Raw genomic sequence first — 23,453 nt, forward strand, 5'->3', positions numbered from 1 at the left:
TAACCCGGGAGCGCTGCGCCCGGCGGCTGCCTATCCTTGGCGACGACATGCAGAATCCAGCCGCACCCGCCGCACCCGAGGCCGTCCGCGACCTGCACCGCCGCCTCTCCCCCCTGATGTTCCGCGACCAGCGCCGGCTCCAGCGGCGGCTGGACGGGGTCCGGAAGCTGCGGGACCCGCAGCGGCGCGACTCGGCGCTCGCCGAGATCGCCACCGAGGTGGCGCGGGCGGAGGCGCGGCTGGCCGCCCGGCGGGCCGCCGTGCCGGCGGTCACCTATCCGGCGCAGCTGCCGGTGAGCGAGCGCAAGGACGACATCGCCGCCGCGATCCGGGACCACCAGGTGGTGATCGTGGCCGGCGAGACCGGCTCCGGCAAGACCACCCAGCTGCCCAAGATCTGCCTGGAGCTGGGGCGTGGGATCAACGGACTGATCGGGCACACCCAGCCCCGCCGGCTCGCCGCGCGTACGGTGGCGGACCGGATCGCGGAGGAGCTCGGCACCGAGCTGGGCGATGTCGTCGGCTACAAGGTGCGCTTCACCGACCAGGTCAGCGAGCAGAGCCTGGTCAAGCTGATGACCGACGGCATCCTGCTGGCTGAGCTGCAGACCGACTGGATGCTGCGCCAGTACGACACGCTGATCATCGACGAGGCGCACGAGCGCAGCCTCAACATCGACTTCATTCTGGGCTATCTGAAGCAGCTCCTCCCCCGCCGTCCCGACCTCAAGGTGGTCATCACCTCGGCGACCATCGAGACCGACCGGTTCGCCCGGCACTTCGCCGACGCCGAGGGCAACCCCGCGCCGGTCGTCGAGGTGTCCGGGCGGACCTACCCGGTCGAGGTGCGGTACCGGCCGCTGGTCGAGGTGACCGAGACCGAGGAGGAGGACGAGGCCGACGAGGAGAACGTCCGCGACCAGATCCAGGCCATCGGCGACGCGGTCGAGGAGCTGGCCGCCGAGGGGCCCGGCGACATCCTCGTCTTCCTCAGCGGCGAGCGGGAGATCCGGGACACCGCCGAGGCGCTCGGCAAGCTGGTCGGGAAGAAACGGTCCCTGCTGGGCACCGAGATCCTCCCGCTGTACGCCCGGCTCTCCACCGCCGAGCAGCACCGCGTCTTCGCCCCGCACACCGGGCGCCGGGTGGTGCTCGCCACCAACGTCGCGGAGACCTCGCTGACCGTCCCCGGCATCAAGTACGTGGTGGACCCGGGCACCGCCCGGATCTCCCGCTACTCCAGCCGGCTGAAGGTGCAGCGGCTGCCGATCGAGGCGATCTCCCAGGCGTCGGCCAACCAGCGCAAGGGCCGCTGCGGGCGTACCTCGGACGGCATCTGCATCCGCCTCTACGACGAGCAGGACTTCGAGTCCCGACCTGAGTTCACCGACCCGGAGATCCTGCGGACCAACCTCGCCTCGGTCATCCTCCAGATGACCTCGATCGGGCTCGGCGACGTCGGGGCGTTCCCGTTCATCGACCCGCCGGACCGGCGCAACATCACCGACGGCGTCAACCTGCTGCACGAGCTGGGCGCGCTGAACCCGGCCGAGACCGACCCGGCGAAGCGGCTCACCCCGCTGGGCCGGCGGCTGGCCCAGCTCCCCGTCGACCCGCGGCTGGCCCGGATGGTCCTGGAGGGCGAGCGGAACGGCTGCGCCACCGAGGTGATCGTGATCGCGGCGGCGCTCTCCATTCAGGACCCGCGCGAGCGGCCGGCGGAAAAGCAGGCCCAGGCCGACCAGGCGCACGCCCGGTTCGCCGACCAGGAGTCGGACTTCGTCGCGTTCCTCAACCTCTGGCGGTACCTGCGCGAGCAGCAGCGCGCCCTGTCGTCCAGCGCGTTCCGCCGGATGTGCAAGGCGGAGTACCTCAACTACCTGCGGGTCCGCGAGTGGCAGGACATCGTCAGCCAGCTGCGCCAGGTGCTGCGTACCCCGGAACCGGGTGACGGGCGGCGGGGCCGGCGCGGCGGCACGGCGGCCGAGCCCGACGGAGGCGGTGGCCGGCGCGGGGCCGGGGCGGACCTGCCGGAGGAGATCGACACCCCGAAGGTGCACCAGTCCCTGCTGCCCGGCCTGCTGTCCCACATCGGGCTCAAGGACGCCCAGAAGCACGAGTACCTCGGGGCACGCGGGGCGAAGTTCGCGATCTTCCCCGGCTCGGCGCTGTTCAAGAAGCCGCCGCGCTGGGTGATGGCCGCCGAGCTGGTGGAGACCTCCCGGTTGTGGGGCCGGGTCGCCGGCCGGGTCGAGCCCGAGTGGGTGGAGCCGCTCGCCCAGCACCTGGTCAAGCGCAGCTACAGCGAGCCGCATTGGGAGAAGCGGCAGGCCGCGGTGATGGCCTACGAGAAGGTCACCCTGTTCGGCGTTCCGATCGTCACCTCCCGCAAGGTCAATTTCGGCCGGATCGACCCGGCGCTGTCCCGGGAACTGTTCATCCGGCACGCCCTGGTCGAGGGCGACTGGCAGACCCACCACCAGTTCTGGCGGGACAACCAGCGGCTGCTCACCGAAGTGGAGGAGCTGGAGAACCGGGCCCGGCGCCGGGACATCCTGGTCGACGACGAGACGATCTTCCAGTTCTACGACGAGCGGATCCCCGCCGACGTGGTCTCCGGCCGGCACTTCGACTCCTGGTGGAAGAAGACCCGCCGGGAGCAGCCCGACCTGCTCACCTTCACCCGCGACCTGCTGATCAACTCCGGTCGCGGCGGGGTCGACGAGGCCGACTACCCGGACGAGTGGCGGGCCGCCGGGGTGACCCTCCCGCTGACCTACACCTTCGACCCGGGCACCCCGACCGACGGGGTCACCGTGGACATCCCGCTGCCGCTGCTCAACCAGGTGCCGGCACAGAACTTCGACTGGCAGGTGCCCGGCCTGCGCGAGGAGCTGGTCGTCGCGCTGATCCGGTCGCTGCCGAAGGCGGTCCGGCGCAACTTCGTCCCGGTGCCCGACTACGCCCGGGCGGCCCTGGCGGCGATCGTCCCCGGCGAGGAGCCGCTGCTCGACGCGCTCACCCGGCAGCTGCGCCGGATGACCGGGGTGACCGTCCCGCCGGACGCCTGGGACCTGGCCAAGCTGCCGCCGCACCTGCGGGTCACCTTCCGGGTGCTCGGCGAGGACGAGAAGCCGGTCGCCGAGGGCAAGGACCTGCCGGCCCTGCAACGCCAGCTCCGCCAGGAGGTACGCCAGGTCGTCGCCGCCGCCGCGCCGGACGTGGCCCGGACCGGGCTCACCGAGTGGAGCCTCGACACCCTGCCGCGCACCATCGAGCAGGTCCGCGCCGGGTACGCGGTGACCGCGTACCCGGCCCTGGCCGACGAGGGCACCACGGTCGGGGTGAAGGTGTTCGACTCCCCGGCCGAGCAGGAGGCCGCGCACTGGGCCGGCACCCGCCGACTGCTCCGGCTGACCCTGCCGTCGCCGGCGAAGTTCCTGCAGGGCCGGCTGAGCAACGAGGCCAAGCTGGCTCTCAGCCGCAACCCGCACGGCGGGGTGCAGGCGCTCATCGAGGACGCCACCGGCGCGGCGATCGACAAGCTGATGGCGGACGCGGGCGGCCCGGCCTGGGACGCCGACGGGTTCGCCGCGCTGCGCGACAGGGTCCGCGCCGACCTGGTCGACACCGTGGTCGACGTGATGAGCCGGGTCCGTCAGGTGCTCGCCGCCGCGTACGCGGTGGAGCAGCGGCTCGGCGCGACGAAGAACCTGGCCGTGGTGGCCGCCCTGGCCGACATCCGCAACCAGCTCGGCGGCCTGGTGCACAAGGGCTTCATCACCGAGGCCGGGTACGCCCGCATGCCCGACCTGCTGCGCTACCTCACCGCGATCGAGCGGCGGCTGGACCGGTTGCCGGGCAACCCGCAGCGGGACAAGCAGCAGCAGGACCGCATCGCCGTGGTGCAGCGGGAGTACCAGGACCTGCTGGCCGCGCTGCCGCCGGCCAAGCGGCAGTCTTCGGCGGCCCGGCAGATCCGCTGGATGATCGAGGAGCTGCGGGTCAACGTGTTCGCCCAGGCGCTCGGCACCCCGTATCCGGTGTCCGAGCAGCGCATCTACCGGGCGATGGACGAGGCCGAGGGGCGTTAGGGCAAGGGCTCCACACCGGGCGGGAGCTGGTTGTCGGCGGTCGCGTCGTGGACGTACTCCAGCAGGATGCGACGCAGCTCGCGGCCGGCGTGGGTGGGCACCACATCACGGCGGCGGGCCACCGCGATGGTCCGCCGTACGCCGGGCCGGGCAAGCCGGGTGACCCGGATGCCGGGCCGGCGGGCCACCGCGATGCCGGGCACCAGCGCGACTCCGAGCCCCGCCTCGACGAAGCTGAGCACCGCGTCCAGCTCGCCGCCGTCCACCGCGAGCCGGGGCTCGAAGCCGGCCTCCCGGCACGCCTGGAGGGTGGCGTCGCGCAGGTCGTAGCCCTCGCGGAACATCACCAGCGGTTCGTCGCGCAGATCCGTGATGCGCAGCTCGCCGGTGACCGGGTCGGCCGGTAGCGGGTCCACCGAGGCGACCACCAGGCTCTCCCGCAGGATCGGGTCGGCGCGCAGCCCCGGATCGGTGCCGGCCGACGGCATGATGATCAGCGCCAGGTCGAGGTCGCCGCGGAGCAGGTCGCGGACCAGGTCCTGGGAGCCACCCTCCTCCACCCGCAGATCGACGGTGGGATGGGCGTCGCGGAACCGGCGCAGCACCGGCGGCGCGAGCGAGGTGGCGAGGCTGGGCGTGGCACCGAGCCGGACCCGGCCGCGGCGCAGCCCCACCAGCTCCTGCACCTCGCGGGTGGCGGTGTCGACGTCGGCGAGGATCCGCTTGGCCAGCGGCAGCAGCACCTCGCCGGCCGCGGTGAGGGCGATGTTGCCCCTTACCCGCTCGAACAACGGGGCCCCGAGGTCGGCCTCCAGGGCGTGAACTTGCTTACTCAACGAGGGCTGGGTAATGCCCACGAGGTCGGCAGCTTGGGTGAAATGTCGTACTTCTGCGACCGCGACGAAGTACCGAAGCTGATGGAGCTGCATCTCCATAGCTTATGGCTATCAAGACTGCGCGGTCGATGCATTGGACGACTGATCAAAGTACTCCTAGCGTCGGTTGCGTGGTAATCACGAAAACTCGGTCGCCCATCCGCTCCAACGTCGGCCTCAAGGTCGTCATGGCGGTGACGGGCATTCTCCTGGTGCTGTTCCTCGTCGTGCACATGCTCGGCAACCTGAAGATCTTCACGGGCGAGACCTCGTTCGACCACTACGCGCACTGGCTGCGCGAGCTCGGGACGCCGCTGCTGCCGTCGACCTGGTACCTGTGGATCCAGCGCACCGTGCTGACCGTGGCCGTGCTCGCGCACATCGGCGCCGCCACCGTGCTGGCGATGCGTTCCCGGGCCGCCCGCCCGGTGGCGTACGCGCACCGCCGCAAGATCCACGTGAACTACGCGGCCCGCACGATGCGCTGGGGTGGGGTGATCATCCTGCTCTTCGTGATCTACCACATCCTGGACCTGACCACCGGTCACCTGAACCCGCAGGGCGACCCGAGCAACCCGTACGGCAACGTGGTCGCCGACTTCGCCCCGTCGCGCTGGTACGTCACCCTCTTCTACGTCCTGGCCCTCGTCACGCTCGGCTTCCACCTGCGCCACGGCGCGTTCAGCGCGTTCCGCAGCCTCGGCCAGCAGACCCCGAAGGGCGAGCGCCGGGCCCGGACCGCCGCGCTGGTCTTCGCCGTCGTGCTGGTCGCCGGCTACCTGGTGGTCCCGTTCGCCGTACTCACCGGATTGGTGGCCTGACATGGATCTCTACACCGAGGGCGACCCGATCGCCGACACCAAGGCCCCGGACGGCCCCATCGAGACCCGCTGGGAGCGCCGCCGCTTCGAGGCGAAGCTGGTCAACCCGGCCAACCGCCGGAAGCTGACCGTGATCGTGGTGGGCACCGGTCTGGCCGGCGGCTCGGCCGCGGCGACCCTGGCCGAGCAGGGCTACCACGTCAAGTCCTACTGCTACCAGGACAGCCCGCGCCGGGCCCACTCGATCGCCGCCCAGGGCGGCATCAACGCGGCCAAGAACTACCGCAACGACGGCGACTCGGTGCACCGGCTCTTCTACGACACCGTCAAGGGCGGCGACTTCCGCTCCCGCGAGTCGAACGTGCACCGGCTGGCCGAGGTCTCGGTCAACATCATCGACCAGTGCGTCGCCCAGGGCGTGCCGTTCGCCCGCGAGTACGGCGGCCTGCTGGACACCCGCTCGTTCGGCGGCGCGCAGGTACAGCGCACCTTCTACGCCCGGGGCCAGACGGGCCAGCAGCTGCTGCTCGGCGCGTACCAGGCCCTGGAGCGGCAGATCGGCCTGGGCAACGTGGAGATGAACGCCCGGCACGAGATGTTGGAGCTGGTCGTCGTCGACGGCCGGGCGCGCGGCATCGTGGTGCGCGACCTGGTCACCGGTGAGATCACCACCGAGATGGCCGACGCCGTGGTGCTCGCCTCCGGCGGCTACGGCAACGTCTTCTACCTCTCCACCAACGCCAAGGGCTGCAACGTCACCGCCTCCTGGCGGGCGCACCGCAAGGGCGCGCACTTTGCCAACCCCTGCTACACGCAGATCCACCCGACCTGCATCCCGGTCTCAGGCGACCACCAGTCGAAGCTGACCCTGATGAGCGAGTCGCTGCGCAACGACGGCCGGGTGTGGGTGCCGAAGGCCAAGGGCGACGACCGCCCCGCCAAGGACATCCCCGAGGACGAGCGCGACTACTACCTGGAGCGGATCTACCCCTCCTTCGGCAACCTGGTCCCCCGCGACATCGCCTCCCGCGCCGCGAAGAACGTCTGCGACGAGGGGCGTGGCGTCGGCCCGAGCGGGCTCGGCGTCTACCTGGACTTCGCCGACGCGATCAACCGGCTCGGCCGCAAGGCCATCGAGGCGAAGTACGGCAACCTCTTCGAGATGTACGAGCGGATCACCGGCGAGGACCCGTACGAGGTCCCGATGCGGATCTACCCCGCCGTGCACTACACGATGGGTGGCCTCTGGGTGGACTACGACCTCCAGTCGAGCATCCCGGGCCTGTTCGTGATCGGCGAGGCGAACTTCTCCGACCACGGCGCGAACCGGCTCGGCGCCTCGGCGCTGATGCAGGGCCTGGCGGACGGCTACTTCGTGCTGCCGAACACCCTGCCCAACTACCTGGCGAACGCCGGCTCGTTCGAGCAGGTCGACGCCAGCCACCCCGAGGTGGTGGCGGCCCGCGCGGCCGTCGAGGAGCGGATCCAGAAGCTGCTCTCCATCAACGGCGACCGGACCGTGGACTCGTTCCACCGGGAGCTGGGCCAGATCATGTGGGAGCACTGCGGCATGGAGCGCAGCGAGGCCGGGCTGCGCAAGGCGATCGACGAGATCCGCGCGCTGCGCGAGCAGTTCTGGCAGCGGGTCCGCGTCCCAGGCGACGGCGAGGGGCTCAACCAGTCGCTGGAGAAGGCCGGCCGGGTGGCCGACTTCTTCGAGCTGGCCGAGCTCATGTGCATCGACGCCCTGCACCGCGAGGAGTCCTGCGGCGGCCACTTCCGGGCCGAGCACCAGACCCCGGACGGTGAGGCGCAGCGCGACGACGACCGGTTCGCCTACGTGGCGGCCTGGGAGTACACCGGCGACCAGCCCGTGCTGCACAAGGAAGACCTGCAGTTCGAATACGTCCACCCCACGCAGCGGAGCTACAAGTGAATCTGACCCTGCGCATCTGGCGCCAGCAGGGCCCTGAGGACAAGGGTCGGATGGTGACCTACCAGGTCGACGACGTGTCTCCGGACATGTCCTTCCTGGAGATGCTCGACGTGCTCAACGAGCGGCTGATCCTCCAGGGCGAGGAGCCGGTCGCGTTCGACCACGACTGCCGCGAGGGCATCTGTGGCATGTGCAGCCTCATGATCAACGGCGAGGCGCACGGGCCGCAGCGCGGCACCACCGCCTGCCAGTTGCACATGCGGCAGTTCTCCGACGGCGACACGATCGACATCGAGCCGTGGCGTGCCCGGGCCTTCCCGGTCGTCAAGGACCTGGTGGTCAACCGGAACGCCTTCGACCAGATCATCGCCGCCGGCGGGTACATCACCGCGCCGACCGGCAGCGCCCCGGAGGCCCACGCCAGCCCGGTGGCCAAGGCCGACGCCGACGCCGCCTTCGAGTCGGCCGCCTGCATCGGCTGCGGCGCCTGCGTGGCAGCCTGCCCGAACGGCTCCGGCATGCTGTTCACCGCCGCCAAGATCACCCAGCTGTCGCTGCTGCCGCAGGGCCAGCCCGAGCGGTACACCCGGGTGATCGGCATGGTGGACGCGCACGACGAGGCCGGCTTCGGCGGCTGCACCAACATCGGCGAGTGCGCGGCGGCCTGCCCGAAGGGCATCCCGCTGAACACCATCGGCCGGCTCAACCGGGACTACCTCAAGGCGACCGCGAAGCGCGCCGGCACCCCGGGCTCCTGAGCCCCGCGGCGGGTCCGCCCGCAGTCCGACCCCACCGACCGCCGCACCCACTTCCACGGGTGCGGCGGTCGGCCTTTTCCGGGAGTACGCGGGCGCGGCCGGCTCCGGCCTTCCCGACCCCGATCGGCGGCGAGCCGGCATGCTTCTCTCGACTCGCTACAAACTTGATGACGTATCCGATTCGGCGCCGATGACCAGCCCGCTCCGGCAGGGCATGGGCCGAGAGGACTGCGGCTCGGCCCTCGGCCTGTCGCCCGCTTGGTCCTCGGCCCGTCGCCCGCTCGGTATCGGCCGCAGGTCCCCGCTTGCCGTCCTCGGTCCGGTTCGCCCGCGGTCCTCGGCCGAGGTCAGTCGTTTGGGTCATCAAGTTCGTAGCGTCCCCGCACACCCAACTGTCCGGCGTCAGCGAGGCCGCGGGACCCGGAGTCGCCGGCCGCCGGGAGCCGGGTGACGGGCGGCCCGCCGGTTCAAGTCCCTCGTCGCGGGTAGCAGCCCCGTGGACGGCACCGAAGAGGGGACAAAGAGGCATGAAGGCAGGCCATGACCGACAAGGCGGGGGTCGACGAGATCCTGCCGCTGCTCGCCGGCGCCGACGACCCGCTGGACGTCGAGGACCTGCGTACCCACCGGCTGCCGCTGGCGCAGGAGCCGCAGGCGTACGAGATGTTCCAGCAGAAGCGGGACGGCTGCGTCAAGGTCGTGCTCACGCCGTGAGCCGGACGGTGGTGATCGAATGGTGGTGATCAACGGAGGCGAACCGGCGCGCGGGTGGCTACCGTGTACTCGGCGGCGGCCCGGGCGGCCGCAGTGGCCTGCGGGACACGGGAGGGGACGGCGATGGGCACAACCGAGGAGCAGGCGGTCGAGCGGGCGCTGGGCCGGCGGCTGTGGCGGATGGCCGGCGTGGCCGCCCTGGCCGGGGTGGCCTGGGTGGGCCGGGACGTGCCGCTGCAGCTCGGGGGCCGGCTCACCGGTGCCCGGGCGGCCCGTGCCGCCCGCTCCCCCCAGTTCCGCGACGGCACCTTCCACAACCCGGCGGGCACCCGGACGATGGTCGCCGACCCGGGCCGCAACCTGCTCAGGGAGCTGCTGTTCGGCAAGCAGAAGCGGCGGCCGGACGGTCCCGTCCCGCTGCTGCGGCCGGCCGACCCGGCCCCGGCGGACACCGCCCGCGAGCTGAGCATCGTCTGGTACGGCCACGCGTCGGCCCTGGTCGAGATCGAGGGACACCGGGTGCTGCTCGACCCGGTGTGGAGCGACCGCTGCTCCCCGTCGGCCCGGATCGGGCCGCGCCGCATCCACCAGCCGCCGGTACGCCTCGACGAGCTGCCCCCCGTCGACGCCATCCTCATCTCCCACGACCACTACGACCACCTGGACCTGGCCACCGTGCGCGGGCTGCTCGCCCACCAGTCCGCGCCGTTCCTGGTTCCGCTCGGCGTCGGTGCCCACCTGGACCGGTGGGGCGTACCGGCGGGGCGGATCGTCGAGCTGGACTGGTCGGAGAGCCACCGGGTCGGCGGGTTGACCGTCACCGCCACCGCCGCCCAGCACTTCTCCGGGCGCGGGCTGCGCCGCGACGGCACGCTGTGGAGCTCCTGGGTGGTGGCCGGGGCGCACCGGAAGGTCTTCTACACCGGCGACTCCGGCTACTTCGACGGCTACGCCGGCATCGGCGCCGAGCACGGTCCGTTCGACGTCACGCTGATGCAGATCGGTGCGTACGACCGGGCCTGGCCGAGCATCCACATGTTCCCGGAGGAGGCCGTCGCCGCCCACCTCGACCTGCGCGGCGACCTGCTCCTCCCGGTGCACTGGGCCACCTTCAACCTCGCCCTGCACGACTGGTCCGAGCCGGTGGACCGGCTGTGGGCCGAGGCGAAGGCCCGCGACGTCCGGCTGGCGGTGCCACGCCCGGGCGAGCGCGTCGTGGTGGACGACCCGCCGCCGGTGGACGGCTGGTGGCAGGCGGTCGCCTGATCAGAGCACGAAGGCGTCGGTCCAGAGCGCGCCGGAGCGGCCGGAGAGCGCGTCCAGCATCGCCACCGCCTGCCCGTCGGTGAGCTGGGCGACGAAGTCGACGATCGCCCGGCCGCGGGCCCGGCCGATCCGGTCCGGCGTACGCGGGTGCAGCTCCGCCTCCGCCAGTTCGACGAGGTCGTGCAGCCGGCGGGGCAACCGGGACTCCTCCTCCGGGTCGAGCAGCCACTCCCAGAGCGCCTCCACCAGGCTGCCCAGCAGCCGCGCCTGGCCCCGCTGGTGCAGGGCCAGGTCGGGGCGGGCCAGCACGAACCGGTGGTGGACGAACTTGAGCACCTGCACCTCGTGCCACTGCGCCTTGGCCAGCAGCACGTGGCCGGAGCGCACGTCCGGCTCCGGGGTCAGCGTGATGGCCTCGACGAACCGGGTGGACCAGCGGGCGGAGAAGCGGGCCACGTACTGCTCCGCCTCGATCGACCCGTCGAACGGCAGCGCCAGCAGCCCCTCCACCAGTTCCTCGCGGACGTGTTCCACGGCGGCGGCGAACGCCTCGTCGTCGGCGATCCAGGCGTCCTTGCGGTGCAGCTGGCGGCGCAGCCGTTCGATGGCCGCCCCGGGGCGCCGGCCGGCGGCGGTCAGCGCGGCGCCGGTGATCGCCCGGAAGTGGCCGCTCTCCCGCTGCCAGGCCATCAGCTCGGCGGCCACCGCGCCCTGCTGGAGCACCCCGACCCGGTAGAAGTCCTCCACGTCGTGGATGGCGTACGCGATGTCGTCGGCGGTGTCCATGATGGACGCCTCCGGGGTCTGCTGCCAGTCCGGGATCCGGCCGGCGAACGGCTCCCGGGCCTGCCGCAGGTCGTCCACCTCGGTCCGGTACGCGCCGAACTTCGCCGACCCGCTCTCCGAGTCGTCGGGCGGGGCGGCCGCGCCGCGGGGCGCCGGGTGGAGGTGTCGCGGGTGCGGGTCCGGGTGGTCCAGGCGGGTCCACGGATACTTCAGCATCGCCGCCCGGACCGCCGCCGTCAGGTCCAGGCCGGTGGTCGCCGCGCCCCGGATCTCCGTACTGGTGACGATCCGGTACGACTGGGCGTTGCCCTCGAAGCCGTCGGGCAGCCCGAGGCGCTGGCGGGCCAGCCGGTCCAGCACCCGCTCCCCCAGGTGCCCGAACGGCGGATGGCCGAGGTCGTGGGCGAGCGCGGCGGCCTCCACCACGTCCGGGTCGCAGCCACCCAGCTTCTCCAGCAGCTCGCGGTGCGCCTCCTCGGCGGTCAGCCGCTCGGCGATCGCCCGGGCCACCTGGGCGACCTTCAGGCTGTGGGTGAGCCGGTTGTGCACCAGCAGGCCGGACCCGCCCGGGCTGACCACCTGGGTCACCCCGCCCAGGCGGGTGAAGAACGGCGACGCGACGATCCGGTCCCGGTCGGTCCGGAACGGGCTGGCGGCCAGGTCGCCGAGCGCCCGGGCGCTGCCGCCGAAGAGCCGTCGGGCCCGCGGATCCGCAGGTTGTTCCATGATCGCCCACGGTAGCGCAGCGAACCGGCCAGCAGCGACGGGTCGATGCTGCGCCCGCGCGGCGACTCGCCGTGGACGGGGTGGCGCGGACGTCGGGGGCGGACGGCAGAATGCACGACGGAACCCACCCGAGAAGGCGGATCAGATCGTGACCCAGTCTGTTCATCAGCGGATCGCCGACGAGCTCAGCGTCGCCGAACGTCAGGTGCGGGCGGCCGTGGAGCTGCTCGACGGCGGCGCCACCGTGCCGTTCATCGCCCGATACCGCAAGGAGGCCACCGGCTCACTCGACGACGCGCAGCTGCGCACCCTCGAGGAGCGGCTGCGCTACCTGCGCGAGCTGGACGAGCGACGCGCCGCGGTGCTGGAGTCGATCCGGTCCCAGGGCAAGCTCGACGAGGCGCTGGAAGCGCAGATCATGGCGGCCGACTCGAAGTCCCGGCTCGAGGACATCTACCTGCCGTACAAGCCCAAGCGGCGGACCCGGGCGCAGATCGCCCGCGAGGCCGGGCTGGAGCCCCTGGCCGACGCACTGCTCGGCGACCCGACGCTGGACCCGCGGGAGGCGGCCGCCGGCTACGTCGACGCGGACCGGGGGGTGGCCGACCCGGCCGCCGCGCTGGAGGGCGCCCGGGCCATCCTCATCGAGCGGTTCGCCGAGGACGCCGACCTGATCGGCACGCTGCGGGAGCAGATGTGGTCGCGGGGCCGGCTGGTCTCCCGGGTACGCGACGGCCAGGAGAGCGCCGGCGCCAAGTTCGCCGACTACTTCGACTTCGCCGAGCCGTACCCGAAGCTACCCTCGCACCGGATCCTCGCCATGTTGCGCGGCGAGAAGGAGGGCGTGCTCGACCTGACCATGGACCCGGAGTCGGAGGGTAACTCCGACGCCGTGGCCAGCGGCCCGACCCGGTACGAGGCGGCGATCGCCGGCCGGTTCGGGGTCAGCGACCAGGGGCGCCCGGCGGACAAGTGGCTGACCGACACGGTGCGCTGGGCCTGGCGGACCCGGATCCTCATCCACCTCGGCGCGGACCTGCGGATGCGGCTCTGGCAGGCGGCCGAGGAGGAGGCCGTGCGGGTGTTCGCGACCAACCTGCGCGACCTGCTGCTGGCCGCGCCCGCCGGCACCCGGGCGACCATGGGCCTGGACCCGGGTCTGCGGACCGGCGTGAAGGTGGCGGTGGTGGACGCCACCGGCAAGGTGGTCGCCACCCACACGATCTACCCGCACGAGCCGCGCCGGCAGTGGGACGCCTCGATCGACGTCCTCGCCAAGCTGGCCGCGGCGCACCAGGTGGAGCTGATCGCGATCGGCAACGGCACCGCCAGCCGGGAGACCGACAAGCTGGCCGGCGACCTGATCAAGCGGCACCCGGAGCTGAAGCTGACCAAGGTGGTGGTGTCCGAGGCCGGCGCGTCGGTCTACTCCGCCTCCGCGTACGCCTCGCAGGAGCTGCCCGAGCTGGACGTATCGCTGCGCGGCGCGGTCTCCATCGCCCGCCGCCTCCAGGACCCGCTCGCCGAGCTGGTGAAGATCGACCCACGCTCGATCGGCGTCGGGCAGTACCAGCACGACCTGTCCGAGGTGAAGCTGTCCCGCTCGCTGGACGCGGTGGTCGAGGACTGCGTCAACGCGGTCGGCGTCGACGTCAACACCGCCTCTGCTCCCCTGCTGACCCGGGTCTCCGGCATCGGTGCCGGGCTGGCGGAGAACATCGTGCTGCACCGGGACGCCAACGGGCCGTTCCGCACCCGGGCCGACCTGAGGAAGGTGCCCCGGCTCGGGCCGAAGGCGTTCGAACAGTGCGCGGGCTTCCTGCGCATCCCCGGCGGCGACGACCCGCTGGACTCCTCCAGCGTGCACCCCGAGTCGTACCCGGTGGTGCGGCGGATCCTCGCCCACACCGGGCAGGACGTCCGCTCGCTGATCGGGCAGAGCCGGATCCTGCGCGGGCTGAAGGCGACCGACTTCGTCGACGAGACGTTCGGCCTGCCCACCGTCACCGACATCCTCGCCGAGCTGGAGAAGCCCGGCCGCGACCCGCGCCCCGAGTTCCGGACGGCGACGTTCGTCGAGGGGGTCGAGACGATCGGTGACCTGAAGCCCGGGATGGTGCTGGAGGGTGTGGTCACCAACGTGGCCGCGTTCGGCGCGTTCGTCGACGTCGGCGTGCACCAGGACGGTCTGGTGCACGTGTCGGCCATGTCGCACACCTTCGTGAAGGACCCGCGGGACGTGGTGAAGTCCGGCGACGTGGTCCGGGTCCGGGTGCTCGACGTCGACGTACCCCGCAAGCGCATCTCGCTGAGCCTGCGGCTGGACGACGAGGCGCCCGCCGGCGGTGGCCGCCCGGCTGACGGCCGGCGGGAGCGCGGTGGCCAGGGCGGCGGCGCGCGGGGCGGCCAGCGCGGCGGCCAGGGCGACGGTCAACGCGGTGGTCAGGGCGACGGTCAGCGCGGCGGTCAGGGCGGTGCGCCGCGCGGGGACCGGGGTGGCTCGCGCGGTGGGCCGCAGCAGCGGCCGGGGCGCGGCGGCGGAGCACCGGCCCCGGCCAACAGCGCCATGGCGGACGCGCTGCGCCGCGCCGGCCTGGCCTGACCTCGGGCCACGCTGTCGAGCTGACGTCGTCAACGGATCGCCGGAACGCGTCAGCTCGACAGCGCGACCGGAAGCGGACCGCCCGGAGCTGACGGCACCGGGTGGCGGACCGGGCGCGCCGGTTGAGGCGGCGCGGGCACCGGACGGCTCACGGCCAGCCGTGCTGCGAGGGCGTCCCGGCGGCGGGCCGGCAAGGCCCGCGTACCGTGGCACACGTGGCGGACGAGGGCCTGGAGTGGCGGGAGCGGCAGCGCCGCGCGGTGCGGGCGCACGCCGAGGCCGACGCCCGGCAGCGCGCCGCCGAGCAGGCCGAGGCGGCGGAGCTGGTGGCCCGGTTCGCGGCCGAGGCGACCCGGCGCGGCCTGCGCCCGGACCGGCTGACCGTGACGTCCTACGACGGCCGCGCCCATTACCGCACCCGGCTGACGGGGTGGTACGTGGACCGGGCGCGCAGTCGGGCGGTCGACGCCGAGGGCCGGTTCTATCTGCTGACCGTGCCGCCCAGCCTCCGGTCGCGGCTGCTCGGGGCCGACCCCGAGCCGTCCCCGCCGCCACTGGTTGTCGGGCGCGGTGGCCGGGACGGGGAGTCGATGGCGCTGCGGGACCTGCTCACCCGGCGGCTGGCAGCGGGCGACGACTGGGCCTGAGCCGGCTCAGCCCCCGGCGGCCCGGTATCCGGCCGCCCGGTGGCGGATTCGCCACCACCACAGCTGCTGTACGACCAGGGTGGCAAGGCCGGCCAGCACGATCGCGAGCAGGTTGATCATCAGCTGGAGCGACGAACCTGCCGCCTCCTGCCATACGCCGTACGCCGCCGCCACGGCCACGTTCGCGGCGGCCGGCACGGTGGTCACCGAGATCAGCACCCCGACCAGCGCGCCGGACTTCTTCGAGGTCAGGGAGAGCATGCCGGCGACACCGGCGAGCAGGCCGACCACCCAGGAGAGTGCGTCCGGCCGCCAGATGAAGTCGGTCAGCGGCCGGGGCGCCAGCAGCGTGGCCCGGCTGACCAGACCTGCCGCGGTCAACGCCCAGGTGCTCAGCACAGTCACCAGCATTGCGGCCAGGAACCCGACGACCAGGGCCTGCACCGACCGGCCGACCACTCGCCAGTTGCGCCGCAGCAGTGCGACGCTGAGTGCGGCGAGCGGGCCGAATTCGGGGCCGACCACCATCGCCCCGACGATCAGGATCGGCTGGTCGAGCAGCACGCCGATACCGGCGATCATCGTGGCCACCATGATGAGAGCCAGGAATGTCCCGCTGAGCACCGTCTGCTCGCCGGTCTTCGCGGCGATCTCGTCCCAGACCAGTGCATCCTCCCCGTGCCCCGGCGCCTCCCGGGCGGCCCGTTCCGCCGCCGCCGAGAGCGTCACCTCGACGTCGTCGGCGGAGATGCCGCCACGCGCCTCGACGCCGAGTTCCTGGAGCCGCCGCAGGACGTTGTCGGCGCTCTCCCGGACCACGTCGCAGGTGAGGTAGTCGCCGGCCGGCTGTTGGGCGACACCGGGCAGCACCACGAGATGGGTCACGCCGGGATCGGCCGCCAACAGGTCGACGACGGCGCGCGACTGCTCCGGGGGCACGATCACCCTGAGGTGCAGCAACGCCTCTCCTCTCACCGGTCGACCCCGGAGCACTCTACTGCCGACGGCTGGGCGGGGAATCGCGCGACCACGCCCGAGGCCGCGTCCTCTGCCCGGCAACATCGGTTGAACTGTCCGTGTCCGACGGCGGATCCGCGTTTCGCCGGTTTTGACTGTTTTATGGCTGATAGAACCTTTCGGTAACCGACGGTGATGGAACACGTGGAGGTGGCGACGATGCCGACGTCCGCTCTGCTGGACGCGCCGGTCCGCCCGACGGCTCGAACCCGGCCGGATCGTCTCAAGCGCACAATTGACGTGGTGGCGGCGCTGGTCCTGCTCGTCCTCACCGCGCCGCTGATGGCACTGGTGGCGCTCGTGGTGGCCGTCGGACTCGGCCGGCCCGTCCTGTTCCGGCAGGCCCGCATCGGTCGGGACGACACCATCTTCGAGCTTGTCAAGTTCCGTTCGATGCTGCCGATCGACCCGCGGCGCGGTCTGGTCGCGGACGCCGACCGGCTCACCCCGCTGGGCCGCTTTCTGCGGGCCAGCAGCCTGGACGAGCTCGCGACCCTGTGGAACGTGCTGCGCGGGGACATGAGCCTGGTGGGCCCGCGTCCTCTGCTGCCTGAGTACCTTGCCCGCTACTCCCCCTGGCAGGCCCGGCGGCACGAGGTACGGCCTGGTATGACGGGACTGGCCCAGGTGAACGGCCGGAACAGCCTGACCTGGGAGGCAAAGCTGGACCTCGACGTCCGGTACGTGGACAGCAGGAATCTGCGGATCGACCTCGCCATCCTCCTCGCCACGGTCCGGACAGTCCTGCGGCGCGACGGGATCTCCGCGGCGGGCAGCGCCACCGCGCCCGAGTTCCTCGGTACGCGGAGCCTGGTCGAGGCTGGTGGCCGGGACCGGGCGCCGGTATGACGACTCCCGGCGGAGGTGACCGATGGACCATCCACCTGTCCGCGCCCGATGTCGGGCCGCTCGAGGAGTGGTACCTGATCGCGGCGCTGCGGTCCGGCTGGATTGCGCCGGTCGGTCCGGATCTCGACGCCTTCGAGCGGGAGGTCGCGGACCGGGTCGGCACGCAGGGCGCCGTCGCGGTCAGCTCCGGCACCGCCGCGCTGCACCTGGCGCTGCTCGGCGTCGGGGTCGGACCGGGCGACGTGGTCATCGTGCCGACGTTGACGTTCGTCGCGACGGCCAACGCGGTCCGCTACACCGGGGCCCGACCGGTCTTCGTGGACTGTGACCCGCAGACCGGCAACCTCGATGTCGCCCTCGTCGCCGAGGTGCTGGCTCGGCTCCACGCCTGCGGACAGCGGGTCGGGGCGGTCGTCCCGGTCGACCTCTTCGGCAGTTGCGCCGACTACACCGCGCTGCTGCCGGTCTGCGCCACCGCGCAGGTCCCGGTCGTCGAGGACGCCGCGGAAGCACTGGGTGCCATCCACGGTGGCCGGGCGGCCGGCTCCTTCGGCCGCGCAGGCGTGCTCTCCTACAACGGCAACAAGATCATGACCACCTCGGGCGGGGGCATGCTGGTCTCCGACGACCTGGCGCTGCTCACTCGGGCGCGGCAGCTGTCCACCCAGGCCCGGGAACCGGCCCGGCACTACGAGCACCGGGAGACCGGCTACAACTACCGGTTGAGCAACCTGCTCGCCGCGCTGGGCCGTGCCCAACTGCTCCGGCTCGACGGGATGATCGCCCGCCGGCGGCAGCTCCGCGACCGGTACGCGAAGCTCTTCGCACCCGTACCGGGGGTCACGCTGCTCGGCGCCGAGGACCGCGATGCCAACTGCTGGCTCACCGTGCTGACAGTGAATGCCGCGCGATCCGGCTGGCGGGTGGAGGAACTGGCCGACCATCTCGCCGACCGGGCCATCGAGACCCGCCCGGTCTGGAAACCGATGCACCGGCAACCGGCGTACGCTGGCGCGGAGAGCCTGCTGACCGGGGCGGCCGACCGGCTCTTCGCCGACGGATTGGCCCTACCCAGTGGCAGCTCGCTCACCGAGCAACAGATCGCCCGCGTGCTCGGCACCATCGACGACTTCCTGACAGAGCGGGCGGGAAGGGCGACGTCGTGACCGTACCGCTGGTGGTCATCGGCTGCGGGGGGCACGGTCGGGAGATCCTGACGATCGCGCTGGACGTGAACGCCGGCCCGACCGGACCGGGGTGGCGGCTGCTCGGCTTCGTCGACGACCGGCCCTCGGAGGAGAACCTGAAACGCGTCCAGCGGCTGGAAGTCCCCTATCTCGGCGGGACCGACTGGCTGCGGGACGCGCCGCCCGGCACCCACCACGTGATCGGGATCGGCGACCCACGGGTCCGGCGGGCGGTCGCGGCCCGCGTCGACCGGTACGGGACACCGGCCGCCGGCCTGGTCCACCCGACCGCAACGGCCGGGCCCGCCACCGAGTTCGGACCGGGCTTCGTCGCCTTTCCCGGCGCCCGAGTCACCACCAACGTCACCATCGGCCGGCACGTGCACCTCAACCAGAACTCGACGGTGGGCCACGACTCGGTCCTGGCCGACTTCGTCTCGGTGAACCCGCTCGCCGCCGTCTCCGGCGACTGCCGGGTGGACGAGGGCGTGTTGGTCGGCACGACCGCGGCCGTGCTGCAAGGCCTGCGGGTGGGCCGGGACGCCACCGTCGGCGCCGGCGCCTGCGTCGTCCGGGACGTGCCGGAGGGTGCGGTGGTCAAGGGCGTACCGGCTCGCTGACCGACGTCCATTAGCGCCGGATGCCGGCCCAGTCGTGGTGCCGGCGGACGGTGGAGAGGATGAAGTCCACCACCCGCCGCGACGTATCGCGGACCTGGTAGTCGACCGGGCACGGCACCCCGTGGGCGGCCACCTGGTCCACCGTCACCTCGACCGCCTCCACCACGCCCTGCGGGTCCAGGCCGGTCATGATGATGCCACCGGCGTCCAGCGCCTCGGGGCGTTCGATCGACTCGCGTAGCGTCACGGCCGGGAAGCCGAGGATGGCGGCCTCCTCGCTGATCGTGCCGCTGTCCGACAGCGTGCAGTACGCCCGCGTCTGCAGGTGCACGTAGTCGAAGAGACCGAACGGCTCGTGGAAGGCGATCCCGGCGAGGGCGGCCGCGTCCGGCGTCGCCGCCTCGATCCGCTTACGGGTACGCGGGTGGGTGGAGACCAGCACCGGGTAGCCCCAGCGGTCGCGTACCGCCACAAGGCAGTCGAGCAGCCGGCGGAGTCGGGCCTGGTCGTCGACGTTCTCCTCCCGGTGCGCGCTGACCACGAAGTACCGCCCGGCGACGAGGTCGAGCTGGCGGAGGACGGTCGAGGTCTCGATCTCGTCCCGGTAGTGCTCCAGCACCTCCCGCATCGGCGAGCCGGTGAGCAGGATGCGGCGCGGGTACAGCCCTTCGGCCAGCAGGTTGCGCCGAGCGTGCTCGGTGTAGACGAGGTTGAAATCGGCGACGTGGTCGACCAGCCGCCGGTTGGTCTCCTCCGGCACGTTGAGGTCGAAGCAGCGGTTGCCGGCCTCCATGTGGTAGACCGGCACCCGCATCCGGCGGGCCATCAGAGCCGCGATGCAGCTGTTGGTGTCGCCCAGCACCAGGAGGGCGTCCGGCCGCAGCTCGGCGAGCGCGCTCTCCACGCCGACCAGGACGCCGCCGAGCACTCGACCGAGCGACGATGTGTCGACCCGCAGGAACCGGTCCGGGTCGCGCAGCCGCAGCTCCTTGAAGAAGACGTCGGAGAGGGTGGTGTCCCAGTTCTGGCCGGTGTGCACCAGCACGTGGTCGACAGTGTCCTCAAGCCGGGCGATCACCCGGGACAGCCGGATGATCTCCGGTCGGGTGCCCACCACGGTCATGATCCGGGTCATGCCGGTCCTCTCCGTTCCGCCACCTTGGTCAGAATGTCCTCGAACTGGTCCACGCCTACCCGCAGCGACATCCGTTCCCGATAGAGCTGCCGGGCCCGCCGGCCCAGCTCCGTCCGGGCCGCCGCCGGCATCGTCGCCGCCTCGGTGAACCGCACGGCGAGCCCGACCGGGTCGTCCGGGACGGCGACCAGCCCGACCCCGCTCGACGCGACCAGGGCGGCGGCGTCACCGCCGGCCGAGGCGATCACAGGTACGCCACAGGCCAGCGCCGCCTGAAGCTTCGACGGGATGGTGCCCGCCAGGGCGGGCAGGTCGCGCAGACAGACCAGTTGCCAGTCCGCGGCCGCGTACAGGTCGGCCATCTGCTCGGGGGGCCGCCGTCCGACGAAGCGGACGTTGTCGGCGCCCAGGTCGGCGGCAAGCCGCCGAGCGCCGTCCTCGCCCGCGCCGGAGCCGACCAGCACCAGGTCGATCCGGTCCCGGGCGCCGGCGGCAGCCCGGATGGCCGTCTTGATCCCCTGCAGGGGGCCGAGGTTGCCGGCGAACATCACCGTGCAGCGGCCACGGTGGCCGAGGGCCTCCCGCGCCTCGGTGGTCGCCGGCACCGGCCGGAAGAGCACGTCGTCGGTCCAGTTCCAGATCACGCGCACCCGGGCCGGGTCGGCGCCCCGTCGCACCACCAGGTCCGCCATCGCAGGCGAGATGACCACGATGGCGCTGGCGAGGCGGTAGGTGCCGCGCATCAGCGTGTCAAGGCCGCGTTCCAGCCGATGCCCGGCCCAGCCGGCGGACACCATCCCGGACGCGAGCACCGACTCGGGCCATAGATCCTGGACGTGCAGCACGACCGGCGTCCGTCGGGCCAGGCGGAGCAGCGCCGCAACTGCGGCTGCCGTCGGCGGCGGATGGTAGACGTAGGTGACGTCGGCGTCCCGTAGCCAGCCGGCGGCGACCGTGCTGCTCGCCGCGAAGGACAGGTAGCTCAGCACTCGGCGGACGGCGGAAGTGTCGTGGCTCGGGTACGAGGGCACCCGCCGCACCGCCACCCGGCCGTGAGTCTCCCGGTGCCGCCAGCGCTGCCGCCAGCCCGGGTAGATCCGGCCGAGCGGATAGCTCGGGAATGTGGTGAGCACCCGCACGTCATGGCCCCGCTCGGCCAGCCCGTTCGCCAGGTTGCCCGGGATGAACGCACTCTCCGGCGCGTACCACTGGCTGACCAGGCCGACCTTCATACCGTGGCCGCCAGCGGCGCCGGCCGGATCGCCTCCACCGGTTCGGGCCAGGTGTCCGGTCGCTGCGGGTCGAACAGCTCGTTCGTCCAGAACAGGGTGACCAGCTCGTCGGTGCCGGTGTTGACCAGCTTGTGTGCCCACATGGTCGGCATGTCCACCAGCACCGGCTCGTCTCCAGACACCGGGAACCGGACCACCTCGTCCTCGCCGACCCGGCGCAGACTGATATCTGCAGTCCCACGCAGCACGACAAAACGCTCGATCTTGGCCAGGTGAAAGTGCTCACCCCGGGTGACGCCGGGGTTGGTGGTGGAGCAGAACGTCTGGCCCGCCCCGCTGTGGGCGCGTACCGTCTCGACCAGTTCGCCCCGGGCATCGGCCCGGCGGGTCAACGGCATCGGGTAGTGCGCCGGGAAGCAGTGCGACCGGTAGGTGTTGAACAGTCGGACGTCGTGCCGGTCCGGCAACAGCGGAATGTCCCCGGTCCGGTAGGCGTTGGCCGTCTCGGTGAGCCGCCCGGCAAGTTCCCGGACGCCGATCCGCAGCGCGGGCAGCGCCGGATCCCACGAGCCTGCGGCCGGAGCGCCGATGAGCCGGGCCGCCGCGTCGGTGACGTGCACCAGGTCCAACTGCCGGTCCTGCTGCACGTCCGGCCGGCCACCCTCGGCGAGCAGCTGGCAGAACGTCGCCACGACAGAGTTGTACCGGGGCCGGCCGTGCTCGCCGTACAGATTGGGCAGGCGAACGTCGTCGAAGGGCAGGCCGGTGCCGGCCAGGATGTCCGCCGCGGCAGCCTTGCCGTCCCCGTACGGCGTGCCGTTTCCGGCTTGCACGGAGTTGGCGAAGGTCACGCCGCCCGGCGGCACGGGCGCCGCGCGCATCCCTTCGGCCAGCCTGGTGGCCAGCCGTACGTTGCCGGCCGCCACTTCCGCCGGATCGTCGGCCCGGTTCACCCCCGCCAGGTGCAGCACCCTGTCGAGTCCGCTGACCCGGTCGGCGACGGCCGCCGGGTCGGCCAGCTCGGCACTGGTGAGCACCACCGGCTCCGGCCAGCCGAGGGCGTGCAGCAGAACCCGGACATGCCAGCCGAGGAACCCACCGGCACCGGTGACGGCGAGCCTCAGCACGCCAGCACCGGGTCGCGCAGGGCGAGCTCCGCTCGGACCTCCGGCAGCGTCTTCAGCAACTCGACGATCTCCGGAACGGCCAGCCGGGGCGCGTTGGCGGAGGTGAAGTCCGCGACCGGTGCCTCCCGCAGTTTCCCTTCGGAGACGTAGAGCGCGTAGTTCAGGTCCCGAGTGTCCATCGGCACCCGGAAGAAGTCACCGAAGTCCTCGGCCCGGGTGAGTTCTTCCCGCGTGGCCAGGGTCTCGTGCTGTTTCTCGCCGTGCCGCAGGCCGATGACCTCCAGTTTGGCCGGCACCTCGAACAGCTGGCAGACCGCCTCGGCCAGATCGCCGATCGTGCAGGCGGGCGCCTTGCGGATGAACACGTCGCCGGAACGGGCCCGCTGGAACGCGTGCTCGACCAGTTCCACCGAGTCGTCCAGCGACATGAGGAAGCGGGTCATCGCGGGGTCGGTCACGGTCGGTGCCCGGCCGGCCTTGACCTGCTCAATGAACAGCGGGATGACTGAACCGCGGGAGTACATCACGTTGCCGTAGCGGACGCAGGAGACCACCGTCCGGCTGTCGGGGTGGTTCCGGGCGTGCGCCTGGGCGACCTTCTCCATCAGGGCCTTGCTCAGCCCCATGGCGTTGACCGGGCAGACGGCCTTGTCGGTGCTGAGCAGGACCACCGAGGACACCTCGTTGGCCTCGGCCGCCTCCACCACGTTGGCGCTGCCGAGGATGTTGGTGCGCACCGCCTCCAACGGGAAGAACTCGCAGGAGGGCACCTGCTTGAGTGCCGCCGCGTGGAAGACATGGTCGACGCCCCGACTAGCGAGCAGGACGGACCGGAGGTCGCGCACGTCCCCGACGTGATAACGCACCCGGTCGTCGCCGATCTCCCGGCGCATGGTGTCCTGTTTGGCCTCGTCCCGGCTCAGCACCCGGACTTCCGCGACGTCACCGTCGAGGAGCCGGCGCACCATGGTCCGGCCGAAGGAACCCGTCCCGCCGGTTATCAGGACCCGGCCTCCAGCAGGTAGCGCAGTCACGCGGAACCCCCGTTCGTCGAGGTTGGC

At 72.2% G+C, this 23,453-nt stretch carries 18 protein-coding genes; 11 read left to right on the plus strand and 7 right to left on the minus strand.

Going from position 1 to position 23,453, the window contains the following annotated elements:
- Positions 1 to 47 precede the first annotated feature (47 nt).
- On the plus strand, positions 48 to 4,094 hold the full coding sequence (gene hrpA / locus A6A27_RS38715; RefSeq protein WP_073839616.1) for an ATP-dependent RNA helicase HrpA: 4,047 nt from the start codon (positions 48 to 50) through the stop codon (positions 4,092 to 4,094).
- Here the strand turns inward: hrpA and A6A27_RS38720 are convergent.
- Positions 4,091 to 5,029 carry a LysR family transcriptional regulator gene (locus tag A6A27_RS38720; RefSeq protein WP_073839617.1) on the minus strand — a complete coding sequence of 313 codons (939 nt, stop codon included), beginning with the start codon at positions 5,027 to 5,029 and terminating at the stop codon, positions 4,091 to 4,093. The genes hrpA and A6A27_RS38720 overlap by 4 nt on opposite strands.
- A gap of 29 nt (positions 5,030 to 5,058) precedes the next feature.
- Here A6A27_RS38720 and A6A27_RS38725 point away from each other — a divergent pair, with 29 nt between their 5' ends.
- From A6A27_RS38725 to A6A27_RS38740, 5 genes are all read left to right on the plus strand, one after another.
- The gene (locus A6A27_RS38725; RefSeq protein ID WP_198940633.1) at positions 5,059 to 5,790 is read left to right on the plus strand and encodes a succinate dehydrogenase cytochrome b subunit; all 732 of its coding nucleotides are present in this window, start codon (positions 5,059 to 5,061) and stop codon (positions 5,788 to 5,790) included.
- A 1-nt stretch (position 5,791) separates the two neighbouring features.
- Positions 5,792 to 7,726, plus strand: a complete 1,935-nt coding sequence (locus A6A27_RS38730) for a fumarate reductase/succinate dehydrogenase flavoprotein subunit (protein ID WP_073839618.1) — start codon at positions 5,792 to 5,794, stop codon at positions 7,724 to 7,726.
- On the plus strand, positions 7,723 to 8,484 hold the full coding sequence (locus A6A27_RS38735) for a succinate dehydrogenase/fumarate reductase iron-sulfur subunit (protein ID WP_073839619.1): 762 nt from the start codon (positions 7,723 to 7,725) through the stop codon (positions 8,482 to 8,484). Before A6A27_RS38730 ends, A6A27_RS38735 begins: the two co-directional genes overlap by 4 nt.
- A gap of 540 nt (positions 8,485 to 9,024) precedes the next feature.
- A complete protein-coding gene (locus A6A27_RS43915) occupies positions 9,025 to 9,198 on the plus strand; it encodes a hypothetical protein (protein WP_241825661.1) in 174 nt (57 codons plus the stop codon).
- A 123-nt stretch (positions 9,199 to 9,321) separates the two neighbouring features.
- Positions 9,322 to 10,464, plus strand: coding sequence for an MBL fold metallo-hydrolase (locus tag A6A27_RS38740; protein WP_073839620.1), 1,143 nt, complete (start codon positions 9,322 to 9,324; stop codon positions 10,462 to 10,464).
- On the opposite strand, the gene A6A27_RS38745 is transcribed toward A6A27_RS38740, so the two are convergent.
- Complete coding sequence (locus A6A27_RS38745; RefSeq protein ID WP_073839621.1) at positions 10,465 to 11,976, minus strand: deoxyguanosinetriphosphate triphosphohydrolase family protein; 1,512 nt, start codon at positions 11,974 to 11,976, stop codon at positions 10,465 to 10,467.
- A gap of 148 nt (positions 11,977 to 12,124) precedes the next feature.
- Here A6A27_RS38745 and A6A27_RS38750 point away from each other — a divergent pair, with 148 nt between their 5' ends.
- Both A6A27_RS38750 and A6A27_RS38755 read left to right on the plus strand, forming a co-directional pair.
- Positions 12,125 to 14,578 carry a Tex family protein gene (locus tag A6A27_RS38750; RefSeq protein ID WP_198940634.1) on the plus strand — a complete coding sequence of 818 codons (2,454 nt, stop codon included), beginning with the start codon at positions 12,125 to 12,127 and terminating at the stop codon, positions 14,576 to 14,578.
- A gap of 215 nt (positions 14,579 to 14,793) precedes the next feature.
- Positions 14,794 to 15,225: a hypothetical protein gene (locus A6A27_RS38755; RefSeq protein ID WP_073839622.1), complete on the plus strand. Its 432-nt coding sequence runs from the start codon at positions 14,794 to 14,796 to the stop codon at positions 15,223 to 15,225.
- 6 nt (positions 15,226 to 15,231) lie between these two features.
- On the opposite strand, the gene A6A27_RS38760 is transcribed toward A6A27_RS38755, so the two are convergent.
- A complete protein-coding gene (locus tag A6A27_RS38760) occupies positions 15,232 to 16,185 on the minus strand; it encodes a DUF389 domain-containing protein (RefSeq protein WP_073839623.1) in 954 nt (317 codons plus the stop codon).
- A 216-nt stretch (positions 16,186 to 16,401) separates the two neighbouring features.
- Between A6A27_RS38760 and A6A27_RS38765 the strand changes: the two genes are divergently transcribed.
- From A6A27_RS38765 to A6A27_RS38775, 3 genes are read left to right on the plus strand one after another with little or no spacing between them, the layout of a single operon-like run.
- Positions 16,402 to 17,091, plus strand: coding sequence for a sugar transferase (locus tag A6A27_RS38765; protein ID WP_073839701.1), 690 nt, complete (start codon positions 16,402 to 16,404; stop codon positions 17,089 to 17,091).
- Entirely contained in the window at positions 17,088 to 18,257 is a 1,170-nt protein-coding gene (locus A6A27_RS38770; RefSeq protein ID WP_073839624.1) for a DegT/DnrJ/EryC1/StrS family aminotransferase, read from the plus strand. Before A6A27_RS38765 ends, A6A27_RS38770 begins: the two co-directional genes overlap by 4 nt.
- The gene (locus A6A27_RS38775; protein WP_073839625.1) at positions 18,254 to 18,898 is read left to right on the plus strand and encodes a NeuD/PglB/VioB family sugar acetyltransferase; all 645 of its coding nucleotides are present in this window, start codon (positions 18,254 to 18,256) and stop codon (positions 18,896 to 18,898) included. The genes A6A27_RS38770 and A6A27_RS38775 overlap by 4 nt, the downstream gene beginning before the upstream one ends.
- 10 nt (positions 18,899 to 18,908) lie before the next feature.
- On the opposite strand, the gene wecB is transcribed toward A6A27_RS38775, so the two are convergent.
- From wecB to A6A27_RS38795, 4 genes are read right to left on the minus strand one after another with little or no spacing between them, the layout of a single operon-like run.
- A complete protein-coding gene (gene wecB, locus A6A27_RS38780; RefSeq protein ID WP_073839626.1) occupies positions 18,909 to 20,033 on the minus strand; it encodes a non-hydrolyzing UDP-N-acetylglucosamine 2-epimerase in 1,125 nt (374 codons plus the stop codon).
- The gene (locus tag A6A27_RS38785; protein WP_073839627.1) at positions 20,030 to 21,265 is read right to left on the minus strand and encodes a glycosyltransferase family 4 protein; all 1,236 of its coding nucleotides are present in this window, start codon (positions 21,263 to 21,265) and stop codon (positions 20,030 to 20,032) included. Before A6A27_RS38785 ends, wecB begins: the two co-directional genes overlap by 4 nt.
- A complete protein-coding gene (locus tag A6A27_RS38790; RefSeq protein WP_083673201.1) occupies positions 21,262 to 22,392 on the minus strand; it encodes a polysaccharide biosynthesis C-terminal domain-containing protein in 1,131 nt (376 codons plus the stop codon). Before A6A27_RS38790 ends, A6A27_RS38785 begins: the two co-directional genes overlap by 4 nt.
- Positions 22,386 to 23,426, minus strand: a complete 1,041-nt coding sequence (locus A6A27_RS38795) for a polysaccharide biosynthesis protein (RefSeq protein ID WP_073839628.1) — start codon at positions 23,424 to 23,426, stop codon at positions 22,386 to 22,388. Before A6A27_RS38795 ends, A6A27_RS38790 begins: the two co-directional genes overlap by 7 nt.
- Positions 23,427 to 23,453: the final 27 nt, after the last annotated feature.

Origin of the sequence: Micromonospora sp. CB01531, assembly GCF_001905095.1 — a bacterium.
Taxonomy (GTDB): Bacteria; Actinomycetota; Actinomycetes; order Mycobacteriales; family Micromonosporaceae; genus Micromonospora.